This is a genomic window from Janibacter limosus NBRC 16128, from assembly GCF_001570985.1.
Classification (GTDB): Bacteria; Actinomycetota; Actinomycetes; order Actinomycetales; family Dermatophilaceae; genus Janibacter; species Janibacter limosus.
Genome location: NZ_BCSS01000006.1, coordinates 86816 through 111669, shown reverse-complemented (window position 1 = coordinate 111669; position 24854 = coordinate 86816). Strand labels below are relative to the sequence as shown.

The following is a 24854-nucleotide window of genomic DNA, read 5'->3' as shown; positions in this document are numbered from 1 at the left end:
ACTCCTTGACCCACACTGAACGCACGTTTAGCCTGCTGAACATGGGTTCAGCACCGGATGACCGGACCGCCCGAGCGCGGGTGCGCGACGCCGCGCTCGAGCTCTTCGCCGCCCACGGCGAGGACCGGGTGACGATGCGCCAGGTCGCCGAGCTGGCCGATGTCTCGCCGGCTCTGGTCATCCACCACTTCGGCTCCAAGGCCGGTCTGCGCGAGGCCGTCGTCGAGCACGTGCACACCTGGATGGACGAGCTCTTCGACCTCTCGGCCGACACCGGGCTCGCGGAGGACATGCAGGCCGGCGAGTGGTCCTCGATCGCAGAGGTACTCCAGCAGGCGTTGCCCGAGGGCTCCCCCGTCATCCCCTACCTGCGTCGGCTGATGATGACCGGGGACCCGGTCGCCACGCAGCTGCTGCGCGACTGGCACCGGCGCACCGTCGAGATCTTCCGCGCGTGGGACACCGCCGGCACGCTCATCGCCGGTCCCGACCCGCAGACCCGGGCTGCCATGGCGATGTCCGCCGACCTCGGCACCCTCCTCCTCGCCGATCACTGGCGACAGGTCCTGGGCTACGACCCGCTCCACGGCGACGGCCTCACCCGGTGGGCGGACGAGGCGATGCGCTTCTATGCAGCAATATTGCCCGTACCCGATACAGGCGCAGACAGCGCGATCGGGGCTCGGCCCCCGTCGCCCGAGGAGGCCTCATGAGTGAGTCAGCCATCATCGACGCCCACGGTCTGCACAAGACCTACGGCCGCACGCACGCCCTCGACGGGCTCGACCTCGAGGTGGCGACCGGCGAGGTGCACGGCTTCCTCGGACCCAATGGTGCGGGCAAGACGGTGACGATCCGGGTACTGCTCGGCCTGACCCGCGCCGACGGCGGGACGGTCACGGTCATGGGCGGCGACCCGTGGCACGACGCTGTCGAGCTGCACCGCCGGCTCGCCTATGTCCCCGCCGGCGTCACCCTCTGGCCCAGCCTGACCGGTGGCCAGTGCATCGACGTGCTCGGTCGAGCGCACGGCGGCCTGGACGAGTCGCGCCGCACGGACCTCGTCGAGCGCTTCGACCTCGACACCCGCAAGCGCACCCGCGACTACTCCACCGGCAACAAGCAGAAGGTCTCGCTCATCGCCGCGCTGGCCGCCGACGTCGACCTGCTGCTCCTCGACGAGCCGACCTCCGGGCTCGACCCACTGATGGAGCAGGTCTTCCAGGACGTCGTCCGCGAGCGCGTCGCCGGCGGCACGACGGTCCTGCTCTCGAGCCACATCCTCGGTGAGGTCGAGGCGCTGGCCGACCGGGTGAGCATCATCCGCGCCGGCAGGACCGTCACGACCGGCACGCTCGCGGACCTGCGCCGCAGCACGAGCAGCCGGGTCCACGCCGTCACGGACACCTCCCCCGGGCTCACCGCGATGGAGGGCATCACCGCACTGGACGAAGGGAACATCGACGGTCGCATCGAGACCCGCTGCCATGTCGAGGCCCCCGCGGTGAGCGAGGTCGTGGGCCGGATCCACGCCGCGGGGGTCCACACGCTGACGATCACCCCGCCGAGCCTCGACGACCTCTTCCTCGAGCAGTACCGGGAGGAGCCCTCCCTTCGAGACGGTCGCGGGGCGACCTCCGCCCACGCGGAACGTGGGACCCATGGGAGCGATGGGGTGCAGCGATGAGCGCCCTGAGCACCGCCGGCATCGGCACCAGCCTGCGGGTGCAGTGGCGCACCGGGTGGAAGGTCGTGCTCGCCTGGGTCCTCGGCCTCTGTGCCGTCGTCGTGCTGACCACCTCGTCCATCACCAGCCTCTACGACACCCCCGACAAGCTGCGCTCCTACGCCGAGACGACCACGAGCCCGGGGATGCGGGTCCTCAACGGCGTCGTGGCCGGCACCGACACCCTCGGCGGGGCGATGGTCAACGAGCTCGGCTTCGTCGTCGCCTTCGCCGTCCCGCTCCTGGCCATCGCGCTCACCCTCCGCGGGACCCGCAGGGAGGAGGAGGCCGGCCGCCTCGAGCTGCTCCTCGCCTCCCGCGTCGGGCGGCAGGCACCGCTCCTCGCGGCCGTCGTACTGGCACTCGCTGCGCTCGTCGCGCTGGGCCTGCTCACCGCACTCGCCTTCGTCGCCGTCGGGGCCGAAGCGACCGGCGCACTCTTCTACGGCGCGGCGGTCGCGTCGCTGGGCGCGGTCTTCGTCGGCGTGAGCGCCGTTGCGGCGCAAGCCTTCGGCCACACACGATCGGCGTGGGCCGCCGGTCTCGGACTCGCCCTGCTCGCCTACCTGGTCCGTGGTGCGGGAGCGGTGGACGAGACGTCCTTGCTGTGGGCCACGCCGCTCGGCTGGTACGACAAGGTTGCGGCCTTCGGTGAGCCGCGAGCGCTCCCCTTCGTCCTGAGCCTGTGCGCCACCCTCCTGCTGCTCGCGCTGGCCCTGTGGCTGTCCACCACGCGTGACGTCGGCGGCTCCCTCGTCGCCCCCCGGACCGGACCGCACCGGGCGAGTACCGGGCTGCGATCCCCCTTCGGACTGGCAGTGCGGGAGCACCGCACCGTGACGCTCGGCTGGGCCGTGCTGGCGGCCGTCCTCATGGGTACCTACGGGTCGCTCATGCAGACCGTCATCGACGCGATCGAGGGCAATCCCGACCTCGCGGCCTGGCTGGCGGGCGGGGAGGCCGGGATCGTCGAGCCGATGGCAGCGATGTTCGTCCTGCTGCTTGCCCTGCTCGTGGGCGGCTACGTGCTGCAGGCGCTCGGCTCACTGCGTCGCGAGGAGGTCTCCGGCCGTCTCGAGCTGCAGCTGAGCGAGGCCCGTGGCCGCGTCGCCTGGCTGGGCCCGCACCTCGCGACCATCGCCCTTGGCACGCTGCTCGTCGGCGCCGCCGGCGCGCTGGCCCTGGCGATGAGCACCGCAGCGGCACTGGGCGACTCGTCCTGGATCTCGACGCTGCTCCTCGCCTGCGCCCAGTACCTGCCCGTGATGCTGCTGCTCGCCGGGATCTCGCTGGCGCTCTTCGGATGGGGGCCCCGGGCGCAGGCCGCCGTCTGGGTGGTCTTCGCCGTCGCCGCGGTCATCGGCTACATGGGGCCGGGGCTCGATCTACCGACCTGGCTGGTCGAGTGGGCGCCCTTCGGCCTCGTCGGCGATGTCCCGGCGGAGGACCTCGACGTCACCGGCGCGCTTGTCGCGGGGTTCGGCGGGGTCGTCCTCGCCGGGCTCGGGCTTCTCGGCTTCACCCGGCGGGACATCCCGCACCGGTAACCCGCGGCCAGTCAGCGCTTGTGACCTGCGGGTACGACGTGCACGTCAGTCATGGCACTGCCGGCGGACCCCGAAAACTCGAGGATGCCTCGCCTTGCTCGCGCGCAGGTGCACGTCGTACTCGCAGGTAACATCACCGGTCTTCGCTGCTCGCGGACGGATCCCGCGCGGCCAGCCGCTCACGCAGCTCGTCCTGCTCACGCCGACGCCTCATCTCGCGCCGGCCGAGCGCGACCCCGATGAGGATCGGGATGACGTACTTCGCGTGCTCCGCCAGCCAGACCAGCCACCCCGGGGCATCCCAGTCCAGCCGCGGCAGCTCCCAGTCCGGCCACGGGATCGACGGGAGGCTGATCGACGGCAACGGCACGGAGGGCAGGTCCCAGCCGGGCCAGGGGATCCGGCCCGCGAGCCAGATCATGAGCGCCGTGAAGAGCAACGGCATGACGACCTTGGCAACCCCACCCACGACATGCCGGGCCGCGTGGAGCCGCGGGTTGGTGCGCATCCGCTCCTCCCGCAGCGCCGCCGGCGAACCCGCCTCCGGCACGAGGTCGACACCGCCCACACCGATCCGCGCCGCGGTCTCGGCCGCGGTCCGGCTGCCCTCGAACCAGGTCGCCCTGACCGGCTTGCTCAGGCTGGTGAAGCGAGCTCGCACCGCACCGAGGGAGCCGGCAAGATCGTGGCCCCGGCCGACCGACAGATACAGGTTGTCCTCGACCTTGGAGCTGGCGGTCGCGACCTGCTCGCCGTCGACCCACCACGTGGCCTCGTTGCTCCACCCGTCACCCACGGAGGTCTCGACACGGTGATGCCGCCCCTCGATCTCCATCTCGTAGACCTGTGCCTTCCCCATGACGTCCACGGTACGAGGACACCGGTGGGGGTCCATCAGCCGCAGGTCCCTCCCTTCGTCATCCTTTGGTAGGGCTTTGGCCGACCCCGGTGCGCCTCCACCGCTTCGCTGCCGCCCGGCCATAGGTTCGCAGGAGTCGACTCCGAGGTGTCCCGCGTGAAGATCAACAACGACCCGGTCTATGTCCGGCGACGTCGTGTCGCCCTGGCCGTGCTCCTCGTCATCCTCCTGGTGCTCGTGCTGTGCATCGGCAAGCTCTTCGGTGGCGACGGCAGTGCCGCCGCTGCCAAGGCACCGGCGAGCGCGCCGCCCGCGGCCGCAGCCTCGCCCGCCGACGTCGAGAAGGCAGCCCCGAAGGAGAGCGCCGAGGTGACCGGCAAGCCCGCCGCCTCTGCTGACTCGACGATGGTGCGCGTGCAGCGCCTCACCGGTGGGCTGACGCCCAAGTCGGTCGTCGCCTCGCCGTCGGGCCAGGTCTTCGCGCAAAACATGATGTACACCCACACCGTCAGCGCCTTCACGGCCGACGGCGCGCTGCACAAGACGATCTCCGACGCGGTCGACCTGTCCGACTTCGGCATCAAGGACCACCCCGGTACGAGCAAGGGCGCGCCCGTCGAGATGGCCTTCAGCCCCGACGGCAAGACCGCCTGGGTGAGCAACTACTCGATGTACGGGCAGGGTTTCGAGCCCGAGGGCAAGGACTCCTGCACCGGCCCGCAGGGCATCTCCGACAGCTACCTCTACAAGATCGACACCGCCAAGCTCGAGATCACCGACGTCGTGCGCGTCGGCGCGGTGCCCAAGTACGTGGCCGCAACCCACGACGGCGCCAAGGTCCTCGTCACCAACTGGTGCTCGATGGACATGGATGTCGTGGACACCAGGACCAACAAGGTCACCGAGACCATCAAGCTGCCCGGCAAGCACCCCCGCGGCATCGCGATCAGCCCCGACGACACGGTCGCCTATGTGGCGATCATGGGGTCGGACGAGACGGTCAAGGTCGACCTCGGCTCCGGCGAGGTCGTCGACTTCGCCGAGACCGGCGACGGCCCGCGCCACCTGCTCGTCTCCCCCGACGGCTCGCGTCTGTACGTCTCCAACAACGGCTCCGGCACCGTGAGCGAGGTCGACACCGCCACCGGCAAGACGCTGCGCGAGGCCAAGGTCGGCAGCCAGCCCCGCTCGATGGCGATCAGCCCCGACGGCGGCGCCCTCTACGTCAGCAACTACGCGAGCAGCACGGTGAGCAAGATCCGTACCAAGGACTTCACCGTCGTCCAGACCGAGCAGACCGACGGCCTGCCGATCGGCATCACCTACGAGCCCACCAAGAAGCGTGTGTGGGTCGCCAGCTATGGCGGCTCGATCGTGGTCTTCGACGACTCGCACGCGGCGTGAGGGTCGCGCTCGTCCTCAATCCCTCGAAGGGGGGTTGGGAGCGAGTCCTCGACGAGGTCACCTCGACGGCCTCCGCGGCCGGCTGGCCGGATCCGACGGTCCAGCTGACGACCCGCGAGGAGACCGGACGGGCGCATGCCGCGGCCGCGGTCGCCGAGGGCCACGAGCTGGTCGTCGTCGGGGGTGGTGACGGCACGGTCCGCGCGGTCGCGCACGGGCTGTCGGGCAGTGGCGTGGAGCTGGGCATCGTCCCGATCGGCACGGCCAACCTGCTCGCGCACAACCTCTCGCTGCCTCGCAGCATCCCTGCTGCCGTGCACCTGGCGCTCACCGGGCGAGCCCGGCCGGTCGACCTGGGCCTCGCGCACGTGGACGACCAGGCGCAGGACCTCCCCTTCGTCGTGCTGGCGGGGATGGGCCACGACGCGGCGACGGTCGCGGCCACCCGCCCTGGCCTCAAGGAGCGCATCGGCTGGCCCGCCTACATCGCGCCCGCCGCGGTGAGCGCACTGCGCCGGCCGGTCCGGGTGACGGTGCGCCACGAGGGTGGGGACCCGGAGCACCTGCGGGTGTGGAGCGTGCTCGCGGCCAACTGCACGCGGGTGCGCGCCGGAGTGCACATCGCGCCCGGCGGGCTCGTCGACGACGGGCTCTTCGACGTGCTCGAGGTGACCGTGACGCGCCCCGGCCACTGGATCGGCGTGGCGGCGAAGGGGGTCCTGCGCCTCCCCGGCGATGTCGCGGGGCTGTCCACCCGCGCCTCCCGCGAGCTCGAGATCGTCAGCGAGGAACCCCTGCACGTCCAGCTCGACGGCGATGTCGTCGGCCCGGCGCGGCGGCTGCACGTGCGGTGCCTGCAGCACGCGCTGCTCGTGCGGTCTCCTTAGGCGCCGCGCTTCCACTGCCTGCGCAGGTCCCGGCGCTCTTCGCTCGTCAGGCCGCCCCAGATGCCGTGGTCCTGGCCCGTGCTCAGCGCATAGGAGAGGCACTCCTCGGTCACCGGGCAGCCGGCACAGATCGATGTCGCCCGCTGTGCCTGCCACAGCGCCGAGCCGACGGGGAAGAAGGTGTCGAGATCCTCGCCCTCGCAGGCTGCCCGCTCCCGCCAGCCGGGAGCATCGCGTCCCGGTCGGCCGCTGCTGCTCGGGATCAACAGCAGCCGCACTCGCTGCGGCTCGAGCCCAGCTCGCGCCCGGCGACCTCTTCCCAGCGGATCGCTGTCCAGAAGGCGTCCTCGGGCGGGCCCTGCCAGGCGACGTCGAGCAGCGCCTCGAGGCGATCGGAGACGACCGGGTCGGAGACGACGCCGGCGGTCCCGCGCACGAGGACGCTCCAGCCGGTCTGCTCCAGGGGATCGTAGTGGTCGACCTGGAAGGTGACCGACTCGTGGTTGACGGCCGCCGCGAGGGTCGAGTCCCACCTCGTGCGGAAGCCGATGACGCCCTCGTCGATCACGTGGTTGACCGGCAGGACGATCACCTCGCCCTTGTCCTGGAAGGCCACTCGTCCCATCGGTCGCGACGCGACACGCAGCAGGCACTGGTCGAGGGTGAGCACGTCCAGCCCACGGTGGTCGACCGGTGCGGGTGATCGGCCGGGGCTCTGGATGGTTGTCATGGTGACCTCCTGGTGTGCTTCGCGTGTGGAACGCTCCGTGTGATGGGTGGGGTCTGACTTATTTTATACGGTTTTGACCGTGAATAATAGAGGTGCCCTGAGCACGCAGGAAGGCCGGCCCCGCCCTGAGGGCAGTGCCGGCCTTCCACGCAGTGCCGCCAGACAGTGCGGTCACCCCGATCCGGGGTCAGGCGCGCTCGGGCTCGGCGTCCTTCATCCGGGCGTGCACCCACGGGGACAGCGCCGCGAGCGCCAGTCCCACGACGACGGCCATGACACCGAGCGTGAGGAAGAAGGTGCCGTCCGGCAGACCCTCCATCGCGCGGATCAGCTGCGCAGCGAGGGACTGGCCGGTCGCGACGGCGAGGAACCACAGGGCCATCGCCTGGCTGGCGAAGGCCTTGGGCGCCAGCGAGGTCGTCGCCGACAGACCGACCGGCGACAGGCACAGCTCACCGAGGGTCTGGATGACGAAGACCCCCACGAGGACCCACACCGGCGAGGTGGCGCCGGGGAAGGCCGCCGCGGCCGCCGACAGCACGACGAAGGAGACGCCGGCGAGGATGACACCGGTGGCGAACTTCATCGGCGTGGAGGGGAATCGACCGGCCCGGCGGACCCACAGCACGCCGAAGAGCGGGGCCAGCAGCATGATCGAGATCGGGTTGATCGACTGGAACCACTCCTCCGAGAAGTGGAAGCCGAGCGAGTCCAGGTCGGTCCGGTTGGCAGCGTAGGCAGCCATCTTGGAGGCCGCCTGCTCGAAGATCATCCAGAAGAGCACCGCTCCGACCCACATCGGCAGGTAGGCCGTCAGGTGGGTGCGCTCACGCGCCGTGACGGCCTTGCTGCGGAACATCACGACGAAGTACGAGATGGATGCGACGACCGACAGGATCGAGATGGTGTCGATGACGGCGCCGACCCAGCCGCCGCGCAGCAGGCGGGTGACGACGAGGAGCGCGGCGATGAGGACGAGCAGCCCCAGGGCGAGGAGCGGGGTGCGGGTCCGGTCGTGCGGCTGCAGGGGGTTGGGGATGTCGTTGGAGATCGGGGCCAGCGTGCCGCGCCCGACCACGTACGCCACGAGGGCGAAGAGCATGCCGACCGCGGCAGCGCTGAAGCCTGCGTGGTAGCCCCACTGGTCGCGCAGGAAGGCCACGACGAAGGGGGAGAAGAAGCCGCCGATGTTGATCGACATGTAGAAGATGGTGAAGCCCGAGTCCTTGCGCGGGTCCCGCTCGCCGTAGAGGTGGCCGACCATCGTCGACACATTGGGCTTGAGCAGACCCGTACCCAGGGCCACGAGACCGATGCCGAGCCACGACGTCGTTGCCGTCGGTATCGCGAGGCTGACGTGGCCGGCCATGATGACGACGCCACCGAGGAAGACCGAGCGCTGCGCACCGATCACCCGGTCGGCGAGCCAGCCGCCGACGACGGAGAGCAGGTAGACCGCTGCGCCGTACGTCGCGACGACCGCCTCACCGAGGGGCTGGTCGAGGCCGAGTCCCCCGCCAGCCGCCGTGTCGACGATGTAGTAGAGCAGGATCGCGCGCATCCCGTAGTACGAGAAGCGCTCCCACAGCTCGATGTTGAAGAGCGTGGCCAACCCTCGGGGATGCCCGAGGAAGGTGCGTTCGGCCTGCGCGGACGGCGGCGTCTCGGCGGTGGTCATGGAGCTCCTTGGGTCCGGTGGTGACCGGACGTCGACGGCCCGGACGCACGATCTGCACGACCCGGGGGCAAAAACGCGGCCCACGATACGCCCGGGGGCTGGGTGGGTCGGTCCATCGCCGGGTAGGTTCGACGGCATGAACCTCGATTCAGGAACGATGTCGCGATGAGCGCGGGAGCAGTCCGCGAGGAGGACACCTTCGACGTGACGCGGGTGGCGACCTGGCTGCGCGGTCAGGTCACCGACGAGCTCGCCGCGGCGCTCCAGGGCGACCCGCAGGTCCGTCAGTTCAGCAGCGGAGCGTCCAACCTCACCTATGAGCTGCGCTGGCCCGCGCGGACGCTCGTCCTGCGCCGGCCGCCCCACGGTGCGCTCGGAGGCTCGGCCCACAACATGCGCCGCGAGCACGACCTGCAGGCGGCACTCGGCCCCGTCTACCCGCACGTGCCGGGCATGGTCGCGCTGTGCACCGACGACGCCGTCCTCGGCAGCGACTTCTACGTCATGGACAAGATCGAGGGCACGATCGTCGGCAAGGACCTGCCGGACGGGGTGAGCCTGACCCCCGAGCAGGCACGCGCGCTGTGCGACAACGCACTGGCGGCGCTCATCGAGCTCCACGAGGTCGACGTCAGCGCGGCCCCCGCGCTCGCCGCCCTCGACCGGGGTGAGGGCTATGTCCGTCGCCAGGTGGAGAGCTGGATCAAGCGCTTCCGCGCGGCGGCCACCGACGACGTGCCCGACTTCGCCGATGTCATCGCCTGGGTCACCGAGCACCAGCCGCCCGACCTGCCGCACGCCTTGATCCACAACGACTTCCGGCTCGACAACCTGGTGCTCGGCGCCGACGACCCGACACGTGTCGAGGGCGTCCTCGACTGGGAGCTGGCGACCGTCGGCGACCCGCTCATGGACCTCGGCGGGGCCCTCGCCTACTGGACCCAGGCCGACGACGACGCGACCTCGCTCTCCCTTCGTCTGCAGCCGACGCACCTGCCGGGCATGCGCACGCGGGCCGAGATCGTCGAGCGCTACTGCAGCGCACGCGGACTCGACGTGAGCGAGCGCGACCTCACCTTCTACGAGGTCTTCGGGCACTTCCGTCTCGCCGGCATCGCCCAGCAGATCTACCAGCGCTATCGGGCAGGCAGCACGACCAATCCGCGCTTCGCCGTCTTCGGCCCGATGGTCACCCACCTCGACGCCCGTTGCCGATCCCTCATCGGCTGATCCGCCCCCTCATCCCACCCAGGAGCACCACATGACCTTCACGACCCTCATCACCGGCGCCAGCTCCGGCCTGGGCGCCGAGATGGCCCGCCAGTTCGCCGCGCTCGGCCACGACCTGGCGCTCACCGCCCGCCGCACCGACCGACTCGACGCACTCAAGGCCGAGATCGCGACCGCCCACCCCGAGCGTCGCGTCGAGACCTACGCCCTCGATGTCACCGATGACGACGCGGTCACGCGGGTCTTCGAGCAGGCGAAGGGGGACCTCGGTCGTCTCGATCGCGTCATCGTCAACGCGGGGCTGGGCAAGGGTGCGCCGTACGGCAAGGGCAGCCACTACGCCAACCGCGAGACGATCACGACCAACGTGCTCGGTGCCGCGATGCAGACGGAGGCCGCGATGGCGATCTTCCGCGAGCAGAAGGCTGGTCACCTCGTGCTCATCTCCTCGGTCACCGCGCTGCGCGGCATGCCGAAGTCGATGACGACCTACGGCGCGACCAAGGCCTTCCTCGCATCGCTCGGCGAGGGGATCCGCAGCGAGATGATGGGCAAGCCGGACCTCGACATCGACGTCACCGTGCTCTACCCGGGCTACATCCGCACGGAGATGAACGAAAAGGTCGAGCAGAAGACGAAGTTCATGGTCGACACCGAGGTCGGCGTGCGCTCGATGGTCGTCGCGATCGAGGGCCGCAAGGCCAAGGCGCTCGTCCCGCCCAAGCCGTGGGTGGCCGTCGGCTCCGCGATGAAGGTGCTGCCGCTGTCCGTGGTGCGCAAGCTGCTCTGACGGACCGGCCTCGCACCTCGACCACCGTTGGTCGAGGTGCGAGGGCCCGCTAGGGCGTGAGCCTCGAGACCCTCGTGGCGGCGAGCGCAGCGATGAAGTCGTCGATCGCGTCAGCGAGCTCTGGTGGGTCCAGCACCGTCAGGCTCGCCCCCACGTCGTAGGCCGCCAGGACGAGGTGTCGGGCCAGATCCTGCAGATCGTCCGCGGCGCTGGCCACCTCGGTCATCCCGGGCGCGACCTGCGTCGAGGTGCCGTACTCGGCCGGGATCCGACGCCGCACGGCCTCGACGTCGGCGCTCAGCCGTACCCGCACATGGTGCGCAGACCCGGTCCGGTGGATCGCCTGCTGCACGTGCTCCACCGCATCCGGCGCCTCCCGCGGCGTGAAGCGGAAGGTCGATGCCCGCACCCCGGCCATCCGGTCGAGGCGGAAGGTGCGCCAGTCCTCCCGGCGCAGGTCCCACGCGAGCAGGTACCACCGGCGGCCGGTCGCGACGAGGCGGTAGGGCTCGACATCGCGATCGCTCGCCTCCCCCGTCCGACCGGTGTAGCCGAAGCGGGCGCGCACGTGGTCGCGGATGGCGTGCGCCAGGGCGACGAGCACTCCGGTGTCCACGTCGTCAGTGGCTCCGGGGAGCAACGCGGTCGCGTCGGCGAGCGCCGCGACCTCGCCGCGCAGTCGTGGCGGCATGACCTGGTCCAGCTTGGTCAGCGCGCGGACCGCTGGCTCACCGATGGCCGAGATCCCTTGTGCGCCAACGCGAAGGGCGACGGTCACCGCGACGACCTCGTCCTCCTCGAGCAGCAGCGGCGGCATCCGACCACCCGAGCCCAGCCGGTACCCACCACCAACTCCCGGCGTCGCCTCGATCGGGTACCCCAGGTCGCGCAGCCGCTCGACATCGCGCCGCAGGGTGCGGGTGGTCACGCCCAGGAGCTGGGTCAGCTCGGGACCAGCCCACACCGACCGGGTCTCGAAGAGCCCCAGCAGTCGCAGCACGCGTTCGGTCGTCTCTGCCATGCCCCCAGTCTGCTCGGATCGGTGACAGAAAGTGTCCGCAATCGAATGGAGGGTGGTCACAGACGAAGGGCGACGGACACCCCCTTCGCACATCGAGACAAGGAGCACACCATGTATGCACCCGCCGTCCACGACGAGATCACCGGCTACGCCGAGTACGTCGACCAGCAGCTGGAGGGCCTACGAGCCAGCGCCCACGGTCTGACCGAGGAGCAGGCCCGGCTCACCCCGACCCGCTCGGCGCTGTCGATCGGCGGGATCATCAAGCACACCTCGTACGTCATCGCGTCGCCCGAGGAGAAGTCCGGTCGTGTCGAGGAGGGCGGCGAGATCAGCGAGGACGCGTACGCGGCCTTCATGGACAACTTCGCACTGCGGGCCGACGAGATGCTCGCCGAGACGATCGAGGTCTTCGACCGTCGGCGCGTGGCCGTCGTCGAGTGGATCCGCTCGAGCGATCCCGACGCGGAGCAGACGGTTCCTCCGGCCCCTTGGTACGGCTTGATGAACTCCTCCCGGGCGACCCTGCGCTTCTCCTTCGTCCACTTCGTCGAGGAGCTGGCCCGGCACGCCGGTCACGCCGACATCATCCGCGAGCAGATCGACGGGGCCAACAGCCTCGAGCTCCTGCTCGCGGACACGGGCCGGGCCGCGACCCCCTTCGCCCAGCCCTGGACGCCGAAGGAGCCGGCCACGACATGATGGGCGGGTGAGGATCACCGGACTCGTCATCAGCTCTCCCGACGTCGCCGCCGCGCAGGCCGCGTGGCGGCGGCTCGGCACACTCGACCGCGAGGTGCAGTTCGAGACGGGGGATGAAGGCCGTCTGACCGCCGTGGTCCTCGGCGTCGAGGACGTGGCCGCGACCGAGCGCCTGCTCCAGCGACGCGGACTCACCGGCGACGCCAGCGGCTTCGACGTGGGCGGACTGCACTGGCGACTGACCCCCTTCGTCAGCGGCCATCACGACGAGGGGAGGGGCGACCTCACCCTCGATCACGTCGTCGTGCGGACCGGTGACGCCGAGCGTGCGACCGCCGACCACGGTGCCCGGCTCGGCCTGGACCTGCGGCTGGACCGCCGACTGGAGGAGCACGGCTTCCGCGGGCTCTTCTTCCGCTGCGGCGACGCCGTGGTCGAGATCGTGGCCCCGACGAAGGGGGTCGACGGTCCCGATGTCTTCGGCGGACTCGCTTGGCGCACAAGCGATCTCGACGCAACCCGCGAGCGCCTGACCGGCGACGGGGTGGAGATCTCCGAGATCCGGTCCGGCCGCAAGGCCGGCACCCACGTCGCGACCGTCCGTGACCCCGCCCTGGGCACCCCCACCCTCCTGATCAGCGCATCTGCCTAGGCAGATGCGCGGGAAGGGTCGGGGGCGCCAGCGCGATGACGGTGGCTGCCCTGGCCTACCGGGCGAAGGGAGCCTGACCCCCTTCGCCCTCGGCGCCGTCCCCCACGGGTCAGTTTGATTGGTTGTGCCATGCAGGCATATAGTTGATGGGTGCACACAACCACTCCAAGCGCGACCCATCTGCAGGAGACGCTGGGCCGGGTCTTCGGGCAGTTCGCCAAGATGATCGCCCGACGCCAGGCCACCGACCCCCAGGCCATGAGCCGCACCGACTACTCCCTCCTCGGGATCCTCGAGCACTGCCCCCACGAGGCCGGCATCCGCATCTCCGCGCTGGCCACCGCCGTGGGGCATGACCTGTCGACGATCAGCCGTCGGGTCAGCCACCTGGAGGGGCAGGACCTCCTCGAGCGTGCGCCCGACCCGAGCGATGGACGGGCCTTCACCGTGTGCCTCAGCCCAGCGGGCAGGACGGCCCTGCGCGACGAGCGCATCGCCCGCACCGGCCTCCTGGGCGCGATCCTCGTCGACTGGCCCGCGACGGACCTCGCCGAGCTCGACCGTCTCCTCACCCGCCTCAGTGACGACCTCGCCGCCGACGCCGAAGCCGCCCACCGCCCGTCGTCCCCCTCCACCATCGCAAGGACCGCGTCATGAGCACCGCACCCGTCACCCCGTACAAGATGAGCAAGGAGCATCAGCGCGTCTTCATCGGCCTGATGCTCGGCATGCTCGTCGCCTCGGTCAGCCAGACCATCGTCGGTCCCGCGCTGCCGCGCATCGTCGCCGAGCTCGGCGGCATGGACCACTACAGCTGGGTCGCCACCGCGGCCATGCTCGTCTCCGCCGTCACCGTGCCGATCGTCGGCAAGCTGTCCGACCTGTACGGCCGTCGCAGCTTCTACATCGGCGGCATCGTCGTCTTCATGGTCGGGACCGTCTTCGCCGGCTTCGCCCAGAGCTTCTGGATGCTCGTCATCGCTCGTGGCATCCAGGGCCTCGGCATGGGCACCCTGATGCCGCTGTCCCAGACCATCATCGGTGACATCATCCCGCCGCGTCAGCGCGGCAAGTACCAGGGCTTCATGGGTGCCGTCTTCGGCGTCACCTCCGTCGCCGGCCCGCTCGCCGGCGGCGTCGTCACCGACCACCTGGGGTGGCGCTGGCTCTTCTTCGTCACCCTGCCGATCGGGCTGATCGCGCTGACCTTCATCGTCAAGTTCCTCCACATCCCGCACGAGCCGCGCAAGGCGGTCATCGACTACCCGGGCATCGCCACCCTGTCGACCGCCCTGATCGCCCTCCTCGTCGCCGTCTCCTCCGGTGGCACGTCGTGGGCCTGGGGCTCGACGACCTCGATCGTCCTCTTCGCCATCGCGATCGTCTCGGGCATCGCCTTCGTCTTCATCCAGCTGCGCGCCGTGGAGCCGATCCTGCCGCTGCGTCTCTTCGCCGACCGCACCATCGCCCTGAGCCTGATCGCCTCCTTCGGCGTGGCCATCGTGATGTTCGGCTCGATCATCTACATCCCCGTCTACGCGCAGGGCGTCATCGGGGTCAACGCCACCAACTCCGGCCTGATCCTCATGCCGCTGATGATCGGCTTCATCGTCTGCGGCATCCTCACCGGCCTGCTCATCACCCGGACGGGGCACTACCGACCCTTCATGCTCGCTGGCATCGCGATCATGGGCGGCGGCGTCTTCATGCTGACCCGCCTCACCCACGAGGCGACCGCCGGCCAGCTGACCCTGTCGATGGTCGTCCTCGGTATCGGCCTCGGCATGGCGATGCAGCAGTACACGCTCATCGTGCAAAATGTCGTCTCCCGCAAGGACATGGGTGTGGCCACCGCGTCGACCCAGTTCTTCCGCAATGTCGGCTCGACCGTCGGCATCGCGATCTACGGCACGGTCATGGCCAGCGGCCTGGGTGAGCGGGTCGCCTCCCACCTGCCCTCCGGGCTCCCGGCCGACGCCACCTCGCACGTCGACGCCGGCGCCGTCCTCGACCCCACCGTGCTCAGCACCCTGCCGCCGCAGGTCGCCGAGGCCGTCCGCTGGGGCTTGGCACAGCAGCTCGGCGACGCCTTCATGATCGGGCTGCCGGTCCTTGCCGTCGTCTTCGTCGCGACGCTCTTCATCCCGCACACCCCGCTGCGCGAGAGCAACGAGGATCACCCGGTCGAGGACGCGGGCCAGCACGTGCTGGACGCCTACGCCTCGGAGTCCGCCGGAGACGACCCGCGCAGCACCGAGCCGGAGATGGCGACGGTCCGGCGGACCTGAGTCACTCCCTTCGTCCCGTCTCGGCCCCGTCCCGCACCCGCGGGGTGGGGCCGTTGACGCGTCGATCGAGCCGGCCGCCGCGACGTGAACTTGCGGGTACGACGTGCACCTCGCGACCGGGGCCGACCACGATCCCCGGAATCATGGGGCCCGCCATCGCAGCCACCGGGGAGGTGCACGTCGTACCCGCAGGTAGCTACGAGATCGGCAACCGGCGGGCGCTGACAAAACGCCGTTCGCTGCCATCGACCGGGTCGACGAACTCCAGGGTGCTGGCCAGGAGCTGGAGCGGTCGGGTGAAGTCGTCGACCGAGACCTCGTGCACCTCCGGGTAGAGCGGGTCGCCTACCATCGGGATCCCGAGACCGTTGAGATGCAGGCGCAGCTGGTGGGTGCGGCCGGTGAGCGGTGTCAGTCGGTAGACCGCCAGGTCGCCGAGGCGGGACTCGACCTCGACGATGGTCTCGGCATTGACCGGCGCATCGGGCACCACCTCGGCCCGCAGCACCCCACGCGTCTTGTGGATGTGGTTGCGGACGGTGACGGGCAGGCTCAGATCATCGCGCCACGGCGCCAGCGCCAGGTAGGTCTTGTGCACCCGTCGGTGCTCGAAGAGACCTTGGTACGCGCCCCGCCAGCGGCGCTGCGTCGCCATCATCAGCACGCCGGACGTCACCCGGTCGAGGCGATGCATCGGGGAGAGCTCCGGCAGGCCCAGCTCGTCGCGCAGCCGGACGACCACGCTCTGGCGCACGTGCTGCCCGCGCGGGATCGTCGAGAGGAAGGGTGGCTTGTCGACGACGACGAGTCGCTCGTCGCGGTGGAGGATCGTCAGCTCGCCGGGGACCTCGACCTCCTCGCGCAGGTCGCGGTGGAACCACACGAAGGTGTGCGGTCGGTAGTCGTCATCGGCCAGGACCGGGCGCCCGTCGCCGTAGACGAAGCGGGAGTCGGCGAGCAGCCGGTCCACGTCGACGGGGGCCGGGCACTTGTGCCGCAGCCAGGCCGACATCGTCGACCACTCGGGGACTCGGCCCGGCTCCCGGTCGGGCGTGCGCACCCACGCCGCGCTGAGTCCGTGGCGGGTGGGGAGCGGTGAACGTGGGGGCACGTCGCGAGACTAGGCGCCCTGCGAGGGGGTTGCTGCACAACCTCCGCAGGGACCGGTGGATTCCGCGGGCGAAGGGAGCGGAATGTTTCAGTTTCAACTACTGTTGGGACAGGTGACCGCAACCCGAAGGAGCACCCGATGCCCGCCGTGACCGTCGACAACCTCCTCACCCTCCCGCGTGTGACCCAGCCGCTGTCCGACTCGGTCTCGCGCCCCGTGCTGTCGGTGAGCACCGCGCCCAAGAGCTTCGAGGGTGAGGGCTTCCCCGTCCGTCGCGCCTTCGCCGGCGTCGACATGGCCCACCTCGACCCCTTCATCCACATGGACCAGATGGGCGAGGTCGAGTACGCGCCGGGCGAGGCGCGCGGCACGAGCTGGCACCCGCACCGCGGCTTCGAGACCGTCACCTACATCATCGACGGCACCTTCGCCCACGAGGACACCCACGGTGGCGGCGGCCTGATCACCGACGGCGACACCCAGTGGATGACCGCCGGGTCCGGGCTGCTGCACATCGAGGCCCCGCCCGAGGAGCTCGTCATGGGCGGCGGCGTCTTCCACGGCCTGCAGCTGTGGGTCAACCTGCCCAGCCACCAGAAGATGTCCGACCCGAGGTACCAGGACATCCGCTCCGGCCAGGTCGGTCTGCTGTCCAGCCACGACGGCGGCGCGCTGCTGCGCGTCATCGCCGGCGCGCTCGACGGCCACGAGGGTCCGGGCATCACGACCACCCCGATCACGATGATCCACACGACGATCGCGCCGGGTGCCCGCCTGCACATCCCGTGGCCCCAGGACTTCAACGGGCTGGCCTATGTGCTCTCGGGGCATGGCCTCGTCGGGCCCGAGCGTCGCCCGGTCCGTGAGGGTCAGCTCGCCGTCTTCGGCACGGGTGGTGCGCTCGAGATCGCGGCGGACGACCGTCAGGACTCGCGCAGCGCCTCTCTCGAGGTCATCCTGCTCGGCGGCCGGCCGATCCGTGAGCCCGTCGCGGCCTACGGACCCTTCGTCATGAACACCCGGGAGGAGCTCGTCACCGCCTTCGAGGACTTCCAGGCCGGGCGCCTCGGTGTCATCCCCAAGACGCCGAAGGTCCGCCCCGCGCTCGAGGTCGTCGAGGCGATGGAGCGCGGCGGACACCCGGGCCACGACGTCCTCTGAGCTCGCAGGTCCCCCTTCGACAGCCTGGCGAAGGGGGATCAGCGCGTCAGTTGCTGCAAGGAGACGTGCACAGTGGCCGGGTCGCCCGGCTCGATGAGCACGAAGCGGCCCCACAGACCGCCATTGCCGGTCGAAGCGCTGCAGCCTCGGGTCTCGGGGCCGGCCTCGACGTCACCGAGGAGCTCCTGGTGCATCGTGGGGACGAAGGACTGACGGCCCGCTCCACCCATCGGCTCGCAGATCGCCTCGGCCTCGCCGCGCGGGGCCGTGAAGGTCAACGCCCACGCGTGCTTGCGGTCGGGCAGGTCAGACGACGTGATCGTGACGTCCTGCGCGCCTGCCGGCAGCTCCAACCCGGCCTGCTGCATGGCCTCGCTCGGGCTCGGCAGGTCCTCCGTGGGGTCCTGCCCACCGAAGGGGAGCGTCGAGCAGGCGCTGAGGGCCAGGGCCAGCACCCCGACGACGACGATGGTGCGCGCTGTCACTGGATCTCCCCTGAGGTCGACATGGTCGAGGACTCACCGTACATCTCGAACTCCTGCGCGATCCCTGCCCGGTGCAGCGCCGCCAGCTGGGCATCGCTCACCGTGAGCGGTCCGATCCCGGTCTCCTTGGACCCGTCCCAGTTGTACTGGTCCTGGTAGGTGACGGTCGTGTTCATCTCGTAGCGGTAGGGGCCGCCGGGCTCGGTCGGCGGGTAGACCGTGACCGACCCGGTCTGGCTGTACTCCATGCCACCCGTGGCATAGAACCAGTCCGCGCTCTCGTCGGGGCCGATGTAGTACGAGTCCCACGGCGTGCTCACGGGATAGGTCACCGGCTCGGTGATCCCTCGCGATCTGGCATCGTCCACCGCGTCCGCCGCCAGGTCCTGACGCTGGTTGGCCGCCTGGGAGTCCAGTGCGGGGACGTCCTCGAGCATCTGGTCCACGTCCTGCTCCAGGGGCTCGCCACCGTTGTCGAGGAAGTGATCGAGGTTCTGCGACGCGTTGGGCCAGTCGTCGGCCTTGAGGTCGGCACCGATGCGCGCCGCTCGGTGCGTCGCATGGTCCACGGGTCCGGCGAACTCCGAGTCGTGCTCACCCGCCCCGCCGTCCACGGGCGTCCACGGCGGTGGCTCCGGGTCCTCGTCCAAAGAGGTCCCCGGGACGGGCTCCCCGAGTGCGGGACCGGCGTCCGGCCGCTCCTCACCGGGCAGGCTCTCGGGCGTGCGCTTGCGGCCGTTCCACTCGTCGCGGCCCTGGCGGTCGTCGTGCTCCTGACGGGCATCACCCGGAGCCTCGCGACCGCGGTCACCCGGCTCCTGCCGATCACGTTGACCGGACACCTCCGCGGCGACGGGCGGACCACCATGACCCGGCCCGCCGACCGGTATGCCTGCGCCACCTCCGCCGGATGCCGCGCCACTCGCTCCGTCCTGCTCCTCCGCCTGCTGCAGGGCCACACCCGCGAAGGCGCGCAGGCGGTCGGTCGCCTCGCCCGTGGCTGTCTCCACCTGCTGCCAGCTGCCGCCGAACCACTCCACGTCGGGACCGGACCACGCGTCCATCAACAGGGTCAGCAACCCCGACCCTCGTGGTGCGACGTCGGCGAGGAGCTCCGCCTGGTGGCTCAACGCCTGACTGATCTGTCGCAGTCTCGCTGTGTCCGCACCATGGCTGACCTGCATGGCTCCCCCTTCGACGACGTGGCCAGGGCCACCCTACGAAGGCCTCGCCGCGGGCTCCATGGGGAGAACTCCCCGACGCGAGCCGTCCGGACCGGCGAGCCTCGTCAGGCGAAGGGGTCCTGGCCTCGCTTGAGAGCCGCCTGGGCCTTGCCGGCCTTGCCCGTCGCGGCCCAGCGCTTGCGGGCAGCGGACCTGGCGGCCGGGTCGGCACGCATGGCGATCCACTCGGCCTCCCGCTGCAGCTTGTGCCAGCTGTGCCAGCGCCGCTCGTCCAGGTCGCCGTCGGCGAGCGCGGCGCGCACCGCGCACCCCGGCTCGCTCTCGTGACCGCAGTCGCTGAAACGGCATGCCGCGATGAGCTGCTCGACGTCGGGGAAGGTGAGCGCCACCCCTTCGCCGTCCTCGTGCAGGCCGATCGACCGCAGCCCCGGGGTGTCGATGAGCACCCCACCGTCCGTGAGCGCAATCAGCTCGCGCGCGGTCGTCGTGTGCCTGCCCTTGCCGTCCTGCCGCGTGTCCGAGACGACCTGGAGCGGTTGCCCCGCAAGGACGTTGACGAGTGTGGACTTGCCGGCCCCCGACTGACCGATGAGGGCCGTCGTGCCGCCGGTGAGCATCGCGGCGAGGCCCTCGAACCCTTCGCCGGTCTCGGCCGAGACGGCGAGGACGCTCACCCCGGGCGCGGCCGCCTCGACCTCCGCGATCGTGGCCTCGGGGTCGAAGGCCAGGTCCGCCTTGGTGAGCACCACCAGCGGTTGCGCACCCGACTCCCACGCGACGACGAGGTAGCGCTCGATCGTCGACAGGTTGACCCGGGTCTCGAAGGGCACCGCCACCAGCACGTGGTCCAGGTTGGCCGCCATGATCTGGGCATCGGACCGCTCGCCCGCCGCCTTGCGCACGATCGAGGTGCGCCGCGGCAGGACCGCCCGCACGATGTCACCACCTGGACGGCGCTCCAGGCCCACCCAGTCACCGGTCGTCGGCTGATCCTCCAGAGCGGCCCCGGCGGGCAGACGCACGAGTGCGGGGACGGGACCACTGCAGGTGTGCACGGTGACACGGCCTCGGTCGACGCGCCCGACGCGACCCGCCTCGACGTCGAAGGGGGTCGCCCCCTGCGCGTCCTCGAAGGCGCTCTCGCAGGCGGCATCCCAGCCCAGGCTCGTCAGATCGATCGTGGTGGTCATCCCCACCACGGTGGCAGCGGGCCCCGCCCACCGCCACCGAATTACGAGCGGCTCAGGCGCGACGGCGCCGGCTCAACCAGAGGACCAGCCCGACGGCGAGGATGACGACCGCGAAGCAGCAGAGCATCGAACCGAAGGTGGCCATGACGATCCCGCCGACGGACATGTCCTCGCCGACGACGAAGGGCGCCGTGCAGCTGACCGTGTGGTCGCCGGCCTCGTCCGCCTCGAAGGACATGACCCGTTCGAAGCTCTTGCCGCCCCAGCTCGCCGACGACTCACCCGTGGAGGTGTCCGTGACCATCGCTGCGTCCGGGCCCCTGACCGTGCAGCTGGCGCCCGCTGTCTGCGACCACACCGCGCGGGAATCACCCTGTGCGAGCTGCACGGTCTGCGGAGCCGTCTGCTCCGGCTGGTCGGCGAGGTCCATGATCGGAGCGACGCCCAGGAAGCCGCCCACCGCGCACAGCAGGAGCGAGATGAGCAGGAGCACCGAGCCGACGATGAGCACCCACGGGCGCCCCTGCTTGGCGGGCGGGGTCGAGTACTGCGGGTGGCTCATGGTCCGACCCTGCGGCGGGAGGGCCCTCCGAGGGCCGCCCACACGGTGGTCTGCCGCTCATCGCGCTGCACGCCCCACTCGTGGGCGATGCTGCGCACGATCCGTAGCCCGCGGCCGGACGTCGCCCACACCTGACGCGGCGCGGGCGCCGGCTCGGTCTCGGCTCCACCATCGCTGACCTCGATCTCGACCGAGTCGCCGCGTGCCTTCCAGTGGATGCGCACGGTCCGGTCCGAGAGCGGAGCGGCGTGGCGAAGGGAGTTGGTCACGAGCTCGGTGGCGACCAGCTCGGCCTCGCTGACGATCTCGTCGGAGACTCCCCGCGCGGTGAGGTCCAGTGCGATCGCCTCGCGGACCCGGGTGACGGTCTGCAGCTCCCAACGGGCACGGATGGTGCGCGCCTGGCCACGGCCGATCTCACCGCCGAAGGAGTCGACAGTTCGCTCGGCATCGATGCCGTCGTGTGCCTGGCCCATGATCTGGAGGGGTCCCTTCGTCGCGGTCGCTGGCACGGTCATTGTCCCTGCTCCGGCGGTGCTGCCCAACCCGGCCACGCCGAGGGCCTACGCTGACCGCCATGGGTAAGGCATCTCGTCGTAAGAAGGACGCACAGGGCAAGACCACCAAGGTCGCCCCGGCGCCCTATGTGGCACGCCCCTTCGAAGGGCTGCCCGGTGAGCCCGACTGGGTCGCCGCCTACGAGATCCTGCCGGCGGCGACCGCCGTCCTCACCCTCAAGGCGGGTGCCGTCCCCGAGGGCTCGCCCGAGACGGTCACCCTCGCGAGCGTCCTGCCGATGGCCTGGCCGGCGCTGCGCCGCCAGGACGGCGAGATCCTCATCGCCAGCCAGTCCGGATCCAGCAGCAGCGACCCGAGCCGCGACCTCGCGCAGGCACTGCTCACCGCCCTCGCCTCCGAGCCGGGCGCGCCGATCCCGCAGCTGCCCCGCACGACCGTGGAGACGCCGCGGCTGCAGGAGCTCATCGACACCGACGCTCCCTTCGAGATCACCGTCCACGACGGCTTCGACTTCTGGGTCGATGGCCAGGAGGTGACCGGCGAGGCCGCCGCGTCGCTCGAGCGGGCCAACGAGTCGGTCGTGCCGACCACCCCGATCGCGGGCACCCCGAGCGCCTACTGGTGCCGCATCGGCGAGCGCACCTACATCCGCCACGTGCTCGCCGACGACGAGGACACCGCGACCACGGCCCTCGCCCGACTCCAGGCGCAGGGCGCGGCCCACCTCGACGAGGAGCGCCGGCTCCTCGGTGCCTTCCGCGCCGGTGGCCTCCTCGTCCCCGTGTGGGAGGTCCCCGCCGACTCCGACCCGTCGGAGCACGAGAGCGCCATCGCCGACTTCGCCACGCGGTATGCCACGGCTGCCGCATCCACCGATGAGCTCACTGCCGAGGAGCGCCGGGCCCGGTCCGGTCTGCTCTCACGGCAGGTGACGCTGCGCTGATCATGTCCGCGGGGGTGGCCGCGATCGTCCCGGCCAAGGACGAGGCCGATCGCGTCGCCGCGACCGTCACGGCCCTCCTCTCGCTGGATGCCGTGGACCTCGTCGTCGTCGTCGATGACGGGTCGACCGATGCCACCGCCGCCGTCGCTGCTGATGCAGAAGCCCTGGTCGTGCGCCACCCGGCCAACCGGGGCAAGGCCGCCGCCCTGGAGACGGGCGTGGCCCGACTCCTCGAGGAGGAGACCCGCACCGGCTCCACCTCGCACGTCCTGCTCTTCGCCGACGCCGACCTGGGTGCGTCCGCCGCCAACCTCGAGCCGCTGCTGCGCCCGGTCCTCGCGGGTACCGCCGACCTGGCCGTCGCCAATATCCCCAGGAGCGCGTCATCACTCGGCACCGGACGCGTCGTGCGCCTGGCCCGAGCCCAGATCGAGGCGATGACGGGCCGCACGATCGAGCAACCGCTGAACGGCATGCGAGCACTGACCCGCGAGACCTTCGCCGACGCGACACCGCTGGCGACCGGCTGGGGTATCGAGGCCGCCATGCTCGTCGACGTGCTGCGTGCCGGGCGCCGGGTCGTCGAGGTCCCCATCGAGCTGACGCACCGTCGCACGGGCAACGACTTCGCGGGGCGTCTGCACCGGGCCAAGCAGCTGCGTGATGTCTCGACCGCACTGCTCGCCCGCCGCTTCCTGTCGTGACGGACCCCCGCGCCGACCGCGACCCGATCGGGCTCGTGCTGCTCACGGCCGGGATCGGGCTCCTGCTCCTCGTCGGTGCCAGCGGTACCTCGCTGGCCCTCCCTCCCCTCGGCGCCAATGGTTGGGCGCCACCGAGCCTGCCCTGGCAGCTCGGTGGCTGGAGCGTCGTCGCCCTCCAGACCGCCGGCTACGTCCTCGGCGGGATCTCCCTGTGGCGGCACGTGCGGCGGCCGACCCCCCTTCGTCTGCGGTGGTGGCATCTCACCCTGCTCGCCGCGCTGGTGCTGCTCACGGCCCCCTTCGGCACCGCGGACCACACCAACTACGCCGCATACGGCCGGATCCTCGTCGAGGGCGGGGACCCGTGGTCGGCCGTCCCCGCGGACTGGCGCGGTGGTCTCGACCCGGTCGTGCAGCGTGTGCAGGACCCGTGGCGGGAGGCGACGAGCGTCTACGGGCCCGTCGGCACCTGGCTGATGGGCCTGTCGGCGTGGCTGGGTGGCGAGGTCGCCCGGCAGGTCGTCTGGGTCTGGCAGGTCCTCGTCGTCGTCGCCTGGCTGGGCACCCGCGAGCTGCTGGTGCGGCTCGGGACGGCACGACCGACCGTCGACCGCTGGTGGACGACCAATGTCGTCGTGCTCGGTGCCGGCGTCTTCGGCGCGCACGTCGACACGCTCGCCGCCTGCGCCGTGGCGGCCGCCCTGGGGCTGGGACTCGCCCGCCGGCCGCTGCTGGCCGGACTCGCGACGGGTCTCGCCGCGAGCACCAAGCTCACGGCCGGGGTGGTGGGCATCGCCCTGCTGTGGGCCCTGCTCGAGACGAAGGGGGGTCCCCGCCCGTGGTCGCGGGCTGCCCGGCTCGTGCTCGGCGCACTGCTCGTGATCGTGCCGGCGCACCTGCTCATCGGCGTCCATGCCCTGACCCGGATCACCGAGGCGGGCGGCGGCATCTCCTACGCCATGCCGTGGCGCTCGATCTACACGGTGCTGGACCTGGTGACCAGCGAGCCGGTCGCCCGGACGGCGACGACCTGGATCGCCGCAGCCGGGTGCGTCGTGCTCGCCCTCGCCCTGTGGCGCCTGACCGAGGGGCTCACCGAGGTCGTCGCGGTGCGGGTGCTCTTCGTCCTCACCACCGCCTACTCGCTCGGGGCCGGCTACGTCCTGCCCTGGTACGAGCTGCCGCAGTGGCTTGCGACCGCCGCGCTCGTCGGGCTGCTGTCGGCCGAGGGCTGGCGCCGCTTCCGCCCGCTCCTGCTCCTGCTCGTCGCCCGCTCGGTCGTGCTCGCGCTGGCCTATGTCCCGGGACGGGTGCGCCTGCCCGATGACATCGAGACGGTGACGCTGGGATTCCGCTTCGTCGCCTCGCCGCTGATGACCCTGGCCGTGTGGGCCGCGCTGTGGGTCATCTGGCGGCGTCTCCGCGGATGTCGGACTGTCGCACCCCGGACATAGACTGGGGCTTCCGTTGGGGAGATCGGG

Annotated in this window: 26 protein-coding genes; 15 read left to right on the top strand and 11 right to left on the bottom strand. The window is 71.0% G+C overall.

All coding sequences use genetic code 11. From position 1 onward, the window contains the following. Window positions 1-41 precede the first annotated feature (41 nt). Genes JLI01S_RS03690 through JLI01S_RS03680 form a run of 3 tightly spaced genes read left to right on the top strand, consistent with a single transcriptional unit; the run spans window position 42 to window position 3273 of the window. A complete protein-coding gene (locus JLI01S_RS03690; protein WP_084349181.1) occupies window positions 42-713 on the top strand; it encodes a TetR/AcrR family transcriptional regulator in 672 nt (223 codons plus the stop codon). Then, window positions 710-1687 carry an ABC transporter ATP-binding protein gene (locus JLI01S_RS03685; protein ID WP_068260092.1) on the top strand — a complete coding sequence of 326 codons (978 nt, stop codon included), beginning with the start codon at window positions 710-712 and terminating at the stop codon, window positions 1685-1687. Before JLI01S_RS03690 ends, JLI01S_RS03685 begins: the two co-directional genes overlap by 4 nt. Continuing rightward, window positions 1684-3273 carry an ABC transporter permease gene (locus tag JLI01S_RS03680; RefSeq protein ID WP_068260089.1) on the top strand — a complete coding sequence of 530 codons (1590 nt, stop codon included), beginning with the start codon at window positions 1684-1686 and terminating at the stop codon, window positions 3271-3273. Before JLI01S_RS03685 ends, JLI01S_RS03680 begins: the two co-directional genes overlap by 4 nt. Window positions 3274-3406: 133 nt before the next feature. Here the strand turns inward: JLI01S_RS03680 and JLI01S_RS03675 are convergent, their stop codons facing one another. After that, on the bottom strand, window positions 3407-4132 hold the full coding sequence (locus JLI01S_RS03675) for a hypothetical protein (RefSeq protein WP_157074810.1): 726 nt from the start codon (window positions 4130-4132) through the stop codon (window positions 3407-3409). A gap of 156 nt (window positions 4133-4288) precedes the next feature. Between JLI01S_RS03675 and JLI01S_RS03670 the strand changes: the two genes are divergently transcribed. Both JLI01S_RS03670 and JLI01S_RS03665 read left to right on the top strand, forming a co-directional pair. Continuing rightward, window positions 4289-5536: a YncE family protein gene (locus JLI01S_RS03670; protein WP_068260084.1), complete on the top strand. Its 1248-nt coding sequence runs from the start codon at window positions 4289-4291 to the stop codon at window positions 5534-5536. Beyond that, window positions 5533-6423 carry a diacylglycerol/lipid kinase family protein gene (locus JLI01S_RS03665; RefSeq protein WP_068260081.1) on the top strand — a complete coding sequence of 297 codons (891 nt, stop codon included), beginning with the start codon at window positions 5533-5535 and terminating at the stop codon, window positions 6421-6423. Before JLI01S_RS03670 ends, JLI01S_RS03665 begins: the two co-directional genes overlap by 4 nt. Here the strand turns inward: JLI01S_RS03665 and JLI01S_RS03660 are convergent. The 3 genes from JLI01S_RS03660 to JLI01S_RS03650 form a co-directional block, all read right to left on the bottom strand. Beyond that, window positions 6420-6689, bottom strand: a complete 270-nt coding sequence (locus JLI01S_RS03660) for a WhiB family transcriptional regulator (RefSeq protein ID WP_281177447.1) — start codon at window positions 6687-6689, stop codon at window positions 6420-6422. The two genes, JLI01S_RS03665 and JLI01S_RS03660, sit on opposite strands and share 4 nt — an antisense overlap. After that, complete coding sequence (locus JLI01S_RS03655; protein WP_068260078.1) at window positions 6686-7153, bottom strand: pyridoxamine 5'-phosphate oxidase family protein; 468 nt, start codon at window positions 7151-7153, stop codon at window positions 6686-6688. The genes JLI01S_RS03660 and JLI01S_RS03655 overlap by 4 nt, the downstream gene beginning before the upstream one ends. A gap of 187 nt (window positions 7154-7340) precedes the next feature. Next, window positions 7341-8831, bottom strand: coding sequence for a peptide MFS transporter (locus JLI01S_RS03650; protein WP_068260075.1), 1491 nt, complete (start codon window positions 8829-8831; stop codon window positions 7341-7343). A gap of 165 nt (window positions 8832-8996) precedes the next feature. On the opposite strand from JLI01S_RS03650, the gene JLI01S_RS03645 reads away from it, so the two are divergent. Together JLI01S_RS03645 and JLI01S_RS03640 are read left to right on the top strand one after the other, a co-directional pair. Further along, window positions 8997-10061, top strand: coding sequence for a phosphotransferase family protein (locus JLI01S_RS03645; protein WP_068260072.1), 1065 nt, complete (start codon window positions 8997-8999; stop codon window positions 10059-10061). Between the two features lie 31 nt (window positions 10062-10092). Next, window positions 10093-10851, top strand: a complete 759-nt coding sequence (locus JLI01S_RS03640) for an SDR family oxidoreductase (RefSeq protein ID WP_068260066.1) — start codon at window positions 10093-10095, stop codon at window positions 10849-10851. A gap of 49 nt (window positions 10852-10900) precedes the next feature. On the opposite strand, the gene JLI01S_RS03635 is transcribed toward JLI01S_RS03640, so the two are convergent. Next, a complete protein-coding gene (locus JLI01S_RS03635; RefSeq protein ID WP_068260061.1) occupies window positions 10901-11872 on the bottom strand; it encodes a helix-turn-helix transcriptional regulator in 972 nt (323 codons plus the stop codon). A gap of 111 nt (window positions 11873-11983) precedes the next feature. On the opposite strand from JLI01S_RS03635, the gene JLI01S_RS03630 reads away from it, so the two are divergent. The 4 genes from JLI01S_RS03630 to JLI01S_RS03615 all read left to right on the top strand — a co-directional run bounded on the left by JLI01S_RS03630 (window position 11984) and on the right by JLI01S_RS03615 (window position 15514). Then, window positions 11984-12574, top strand: a complete 591-nt coding sequence (locus JLI01S_RS03630; RefSeq protein WP_068260053.1) for a mycothiol transferase — start codon at window positions 11984-11986, stop codon at window positions 12572-12574. A gap of 7 nt (window positions 12575-12581) precedes the next feature. Further along, the gene (locus tag JLI01S_RS03625; protein ID WP_068260050.1) at window positions 12582-13226 is read left to right on the top strand and encodes a VOC family protein; all 645 of its coding nucleotides are present in this window, start codon (window positions 12582-12584) and stop codon (window positions 13224-13226) included. A 150-nt stretch (window positions 13227-13376) separates the two neighbouring features. Further along, window positions 13377-13883, top strand: a complete 507-nt coding sequence (locus tag JLI01S_RS03620) for a MarR family winged helix-turn-helix transcriptional regulator (RefSeq protein ID WP_157074809.1) — start codon at window positions 13377-13379, stop codon at window positions 13881-13883. Then, window positions 13880-15514 (top strand): MDR family MFS transporter, encoded by a 1635-nt coding sequence (locus JLI01S_RS03615; RefSeq protein ID WP_084349179.1) that lies wholly within the window; start codon window positions 13880-13882, stop codon window positions 15512-15514. Before JLI01S_RS03620 ends, JLI01S_RS03615 begins: the two co-directional genes overlap by 4 nt. A 196-nt stretch (window positions 15515-15710) precedes the next feature. Here JLI01S_RS03615 and JLI01S_RS03610 read toward each other — a convergent pair whose 3' ends face one another. Beyond that, a complete protein-coding gene (locus tag JLI01S_RS03610) occupies window positions 15711-16625 on the bottom strand; it encodes a pseudouridine synthase (RefSeq protein ID WP_068260042.1) in 915 nt (304 codons plus the stop codon). A gap of 138 nt (window positions 16626-16763) precedes the next feature. Here JLI01S_RS03610 and JLI01S_RS03605 point away from each other — a divergent pair, with 138 nt between their 5' ends. Continuing rightward, the gene (locus JLI01S_RS03605) at window positions 16764-17786 is read left to right on the top strand and encodes a pirin family protein (protein ID WP_084349178.1); all 1023 of its coding nucleotides are present in this window, start codon (window positions 16764-16766) and stop codon (window positions 17784-17786) included. Between the two features lie 38 nt (window positions 17787-17824). Here the strand turns inward: JLI01S_RS03605 and JLI01S_RS03600 are convergent, their stop codons facing one another. The 5 genes from JLI01S_RS03600 to JLI01S_RS03580 form a co-directional block, all read right to left on the bottom strand. Continuing rightward, a complete protein-coding gene (locus JLI01S_RS03600) occupies window positions 17825-18271 on the bottom strand; it encodes a hypothetical protein (protein WP_068260040.1) in 447 nt (148 codons plus the stop codon). Next, complete coding sequence (locus JLI01S_RS03595; protein ID WP_068260037.1) at window positions 18268-19455, bottom strand: hypothetical protein; 1188 nt, start codon at window positions 19453-19455, stop codon at window positions 18268-18270. Before JLI01S_RS03595 ends, JLI01S_RS03600 begins: the two co-directional genes overlap by 4 nt. Before the next feature lie 104 nt (window positions 19456-19559). Further along, window positions 19560-20645: a ribosome small subunit-dependent GTPase A gene (gene rsgA, locus JLI01S_RS03590; protein WP_068260035.1), complete on the bottom strand. Its 1086-nt coding sequence runs from the start codon at window positions 20643-20645 to the stop codon at window positions 19560-19562. 52 nt (window positions 20646-20697) lie between these two features. After that, window positions 20698-21207: a hypothetical protein gene (locus tag JLI01S_RS03585; protein WP_068260030.1), complete on the bottom strand. Its 510-nt coding sequence runs from the start codon at window positions 21205-21207 to the stop codon at window positions 20698-20700. Beyond that, the gene (locus tag JLI01S_RS03580; protein WP_245634515.1) at window positions 21204-21725 is read right to left on the bottom strand and encodes an ATP-binding protein; all 522 of its coding nucleotides are present in this window, start codon (window positions 21723-21725) and stop codon (window positions 21204-21206) included. The genes JLI01S_RS03585 and JLI01S_RS03580 overlap by 4 nt, the downstream gene beginning before the upstream one ends. Window positions 21726-21784: 59 nt before the next feature. Here JLI01S_RS03580 and JLI01S_RS03575 point away from each other — a divergent pair, with 59 nt between their 5' ends. From JLI01S_RS03575 to JLI01S_RS03565, 3 genes are read left to right on the top strand one after another with little or no spacing between them, the layout of a single operon-like run. Beyond that, window positions 21785-22669: a DUF5926 family protein gene (locus JLI01S_RS03575; protein WP_068260027.1), complete on the top strand. Its 885-nt coding sequence runs from the start codon at window positions 21785-21787 to the stop codon at window positions 22667-22669. 2 nt (window positions 22670-22671) lie between these two features. Further along, window positions 22672-23373, top strand: a complete 702-nt coding sequence (locus JLI01S_RS03570) for a glycosyltransferase (RefSeq protein WP_068260024.1) — start codon at window positions 22672-22674, stop codon at window positions 23371-23373. Next, window positions 23370-24827, top strand: a complete 1458-nt coding sequence (locus JLI01S_RS03565; protein ID WP_068260019.1) for an MptA/MptB family glycosyltransferase — start codon at window positions 23370-23372, stop codon at window positions 24825-24827. Before JLI01S_RS03570 ends, JLI01S_RS03565 begins: the two co-directional genes overlap by 4 nt. The last annotated feature ends 27 nt before the right edge of the window (window positions 24828-24854 follow it).

Excerpts from the sequence above, each read along its gene's own strand:
- JLI01S_RS03570 (WP_068260024.1), top strand. The coding sequence starts at position 22,672 with ATGTCCGCGGGGGTGGCCGCGATCGTCCCGGCCAAGGACGAGGCCGAT.
- JLI01S_RS03595 (WP_068260037.1), bottom strand. The coding sequence starts at position 19,455 with ATGCAGGTCAGCCATGGTGCGGACACAGCGAGACTGCGACAGATCAGT.
- JLI01S_RS03585 (WP_068260030.1), bottom strand. The coding sequence starts at position 21,207 with ATGAGCCACCCGCAGTACTCGACCCCGCCCGCCAAGCAGGGGCGCCCG.
- rsgA (WP_068260035.1), bottom strand. The coding sequence starts at position 20,645 with ATGACCACCACGATCGATCTGACGAGCCTGGGCTGGGATGCCGCCTGC.
- JLI01S_RS03640 (WP_068260066.1), top strand. The coding sequence starts at position 10,093 with ATGACCTTCACGACCCTCATCACCGGCGCCAGCTCCGGCCTGGGCGCC.
- JLI01S_RS03580 (WP_245634515.1), bottom strand. The coding sequence starts at position 21,725 with ATGACCGTGCCAGCGACCGCGACGAAGGGACCCCTCCAGATCATGGGC.
- JLI01S_RS03680 (WP_068260089.1), top strand. The coding sequence starts at position 1,684 with ATGAGCGCCCTGAGCACCGCCGGCATCGGCACCAGCCTGCGGGTGCAG.
- JLI01S_RS03635 (WP_068260061.1), bottom strand. The coding sequence starts at position 11,872 with ATGGCAGAGACGACCGAACGCGTGCTGCGACTGCTGGGGCTCTTCGAG.
- JLI01S_RS03655 (WP_068260078.1), bottom strand. The coding sequence starts at position 7,153 with ATGACAACCATCCAGAGCCCCGGCCGATCACCCGCACCGGTCGACCAC.
- JLI01S_RS03605 (WP_084349178.1), top strand. The coding sequence starts at position 16,764 with ATGCCCGCCGTGACCGTCGACAACCTCCTCACCCTCCCGCGTGTGACC.
- JLI01S_RS03615 (WP_084349179.1), top strand. The coding sequence starts at position 13,880 with ATGAGCACCGCACCCGTCACCCCGTACAAGATGAGCAAGGAGCATCAG.
- JLI01S_RS03650 (WP_068260075.1), bottom strand. The coding sequence starts at position 8,831 with ATGACCACCGCCGAGACGCCGCCGTCCGCGCAGGCCGAACGCACCTTC.
- JLI01S_RS03645 (WP_068260072.1), top strand. The coding sequence starts at position 8,997 with ATGAGCGCGGGAGCAGTCCGCGAGGAGGACACCTTCGACGTGACGCGG.
- JLI01S_RS03575 (WP_068260027.1), top strand. The coding sequence starts at position 21,785 with ATGGGTAAGGCATCTCGTCGTAAGAAGGACGCACAGGGCAAGACCACC.
- JLI01S_RS03690 (WP_084349181.1), top strand. The coding sequence starts at position 42 with ATGGGTTCAGCACCGGATGACCGGACCGCCCGAGCGCGGGTGCGCGAC.
- JLI01S_RS03685 (WP_068260092.1), top strand. The coding sequence starts at position 710 with ATGAGTGAGTCAGCCATCATCGACGCCCACGGTCTGCACAAGACCTAC.
- JLI01S_RS03630 (WP_068260053.1), top strand. The coding sequence starts at position 11,984 with ATGTATGCACCCGCCGTCCACGACGAGATCACCGGCTACGCCGAGTAC.
- JLI01S_RS03675 (WP_157074810.1), bottom strand. The coding sequence starts at position 4,132 with ATGGGGAAGGCACAGGTCTACGAGATGGAGATCGAGGGGCGGCATCAC.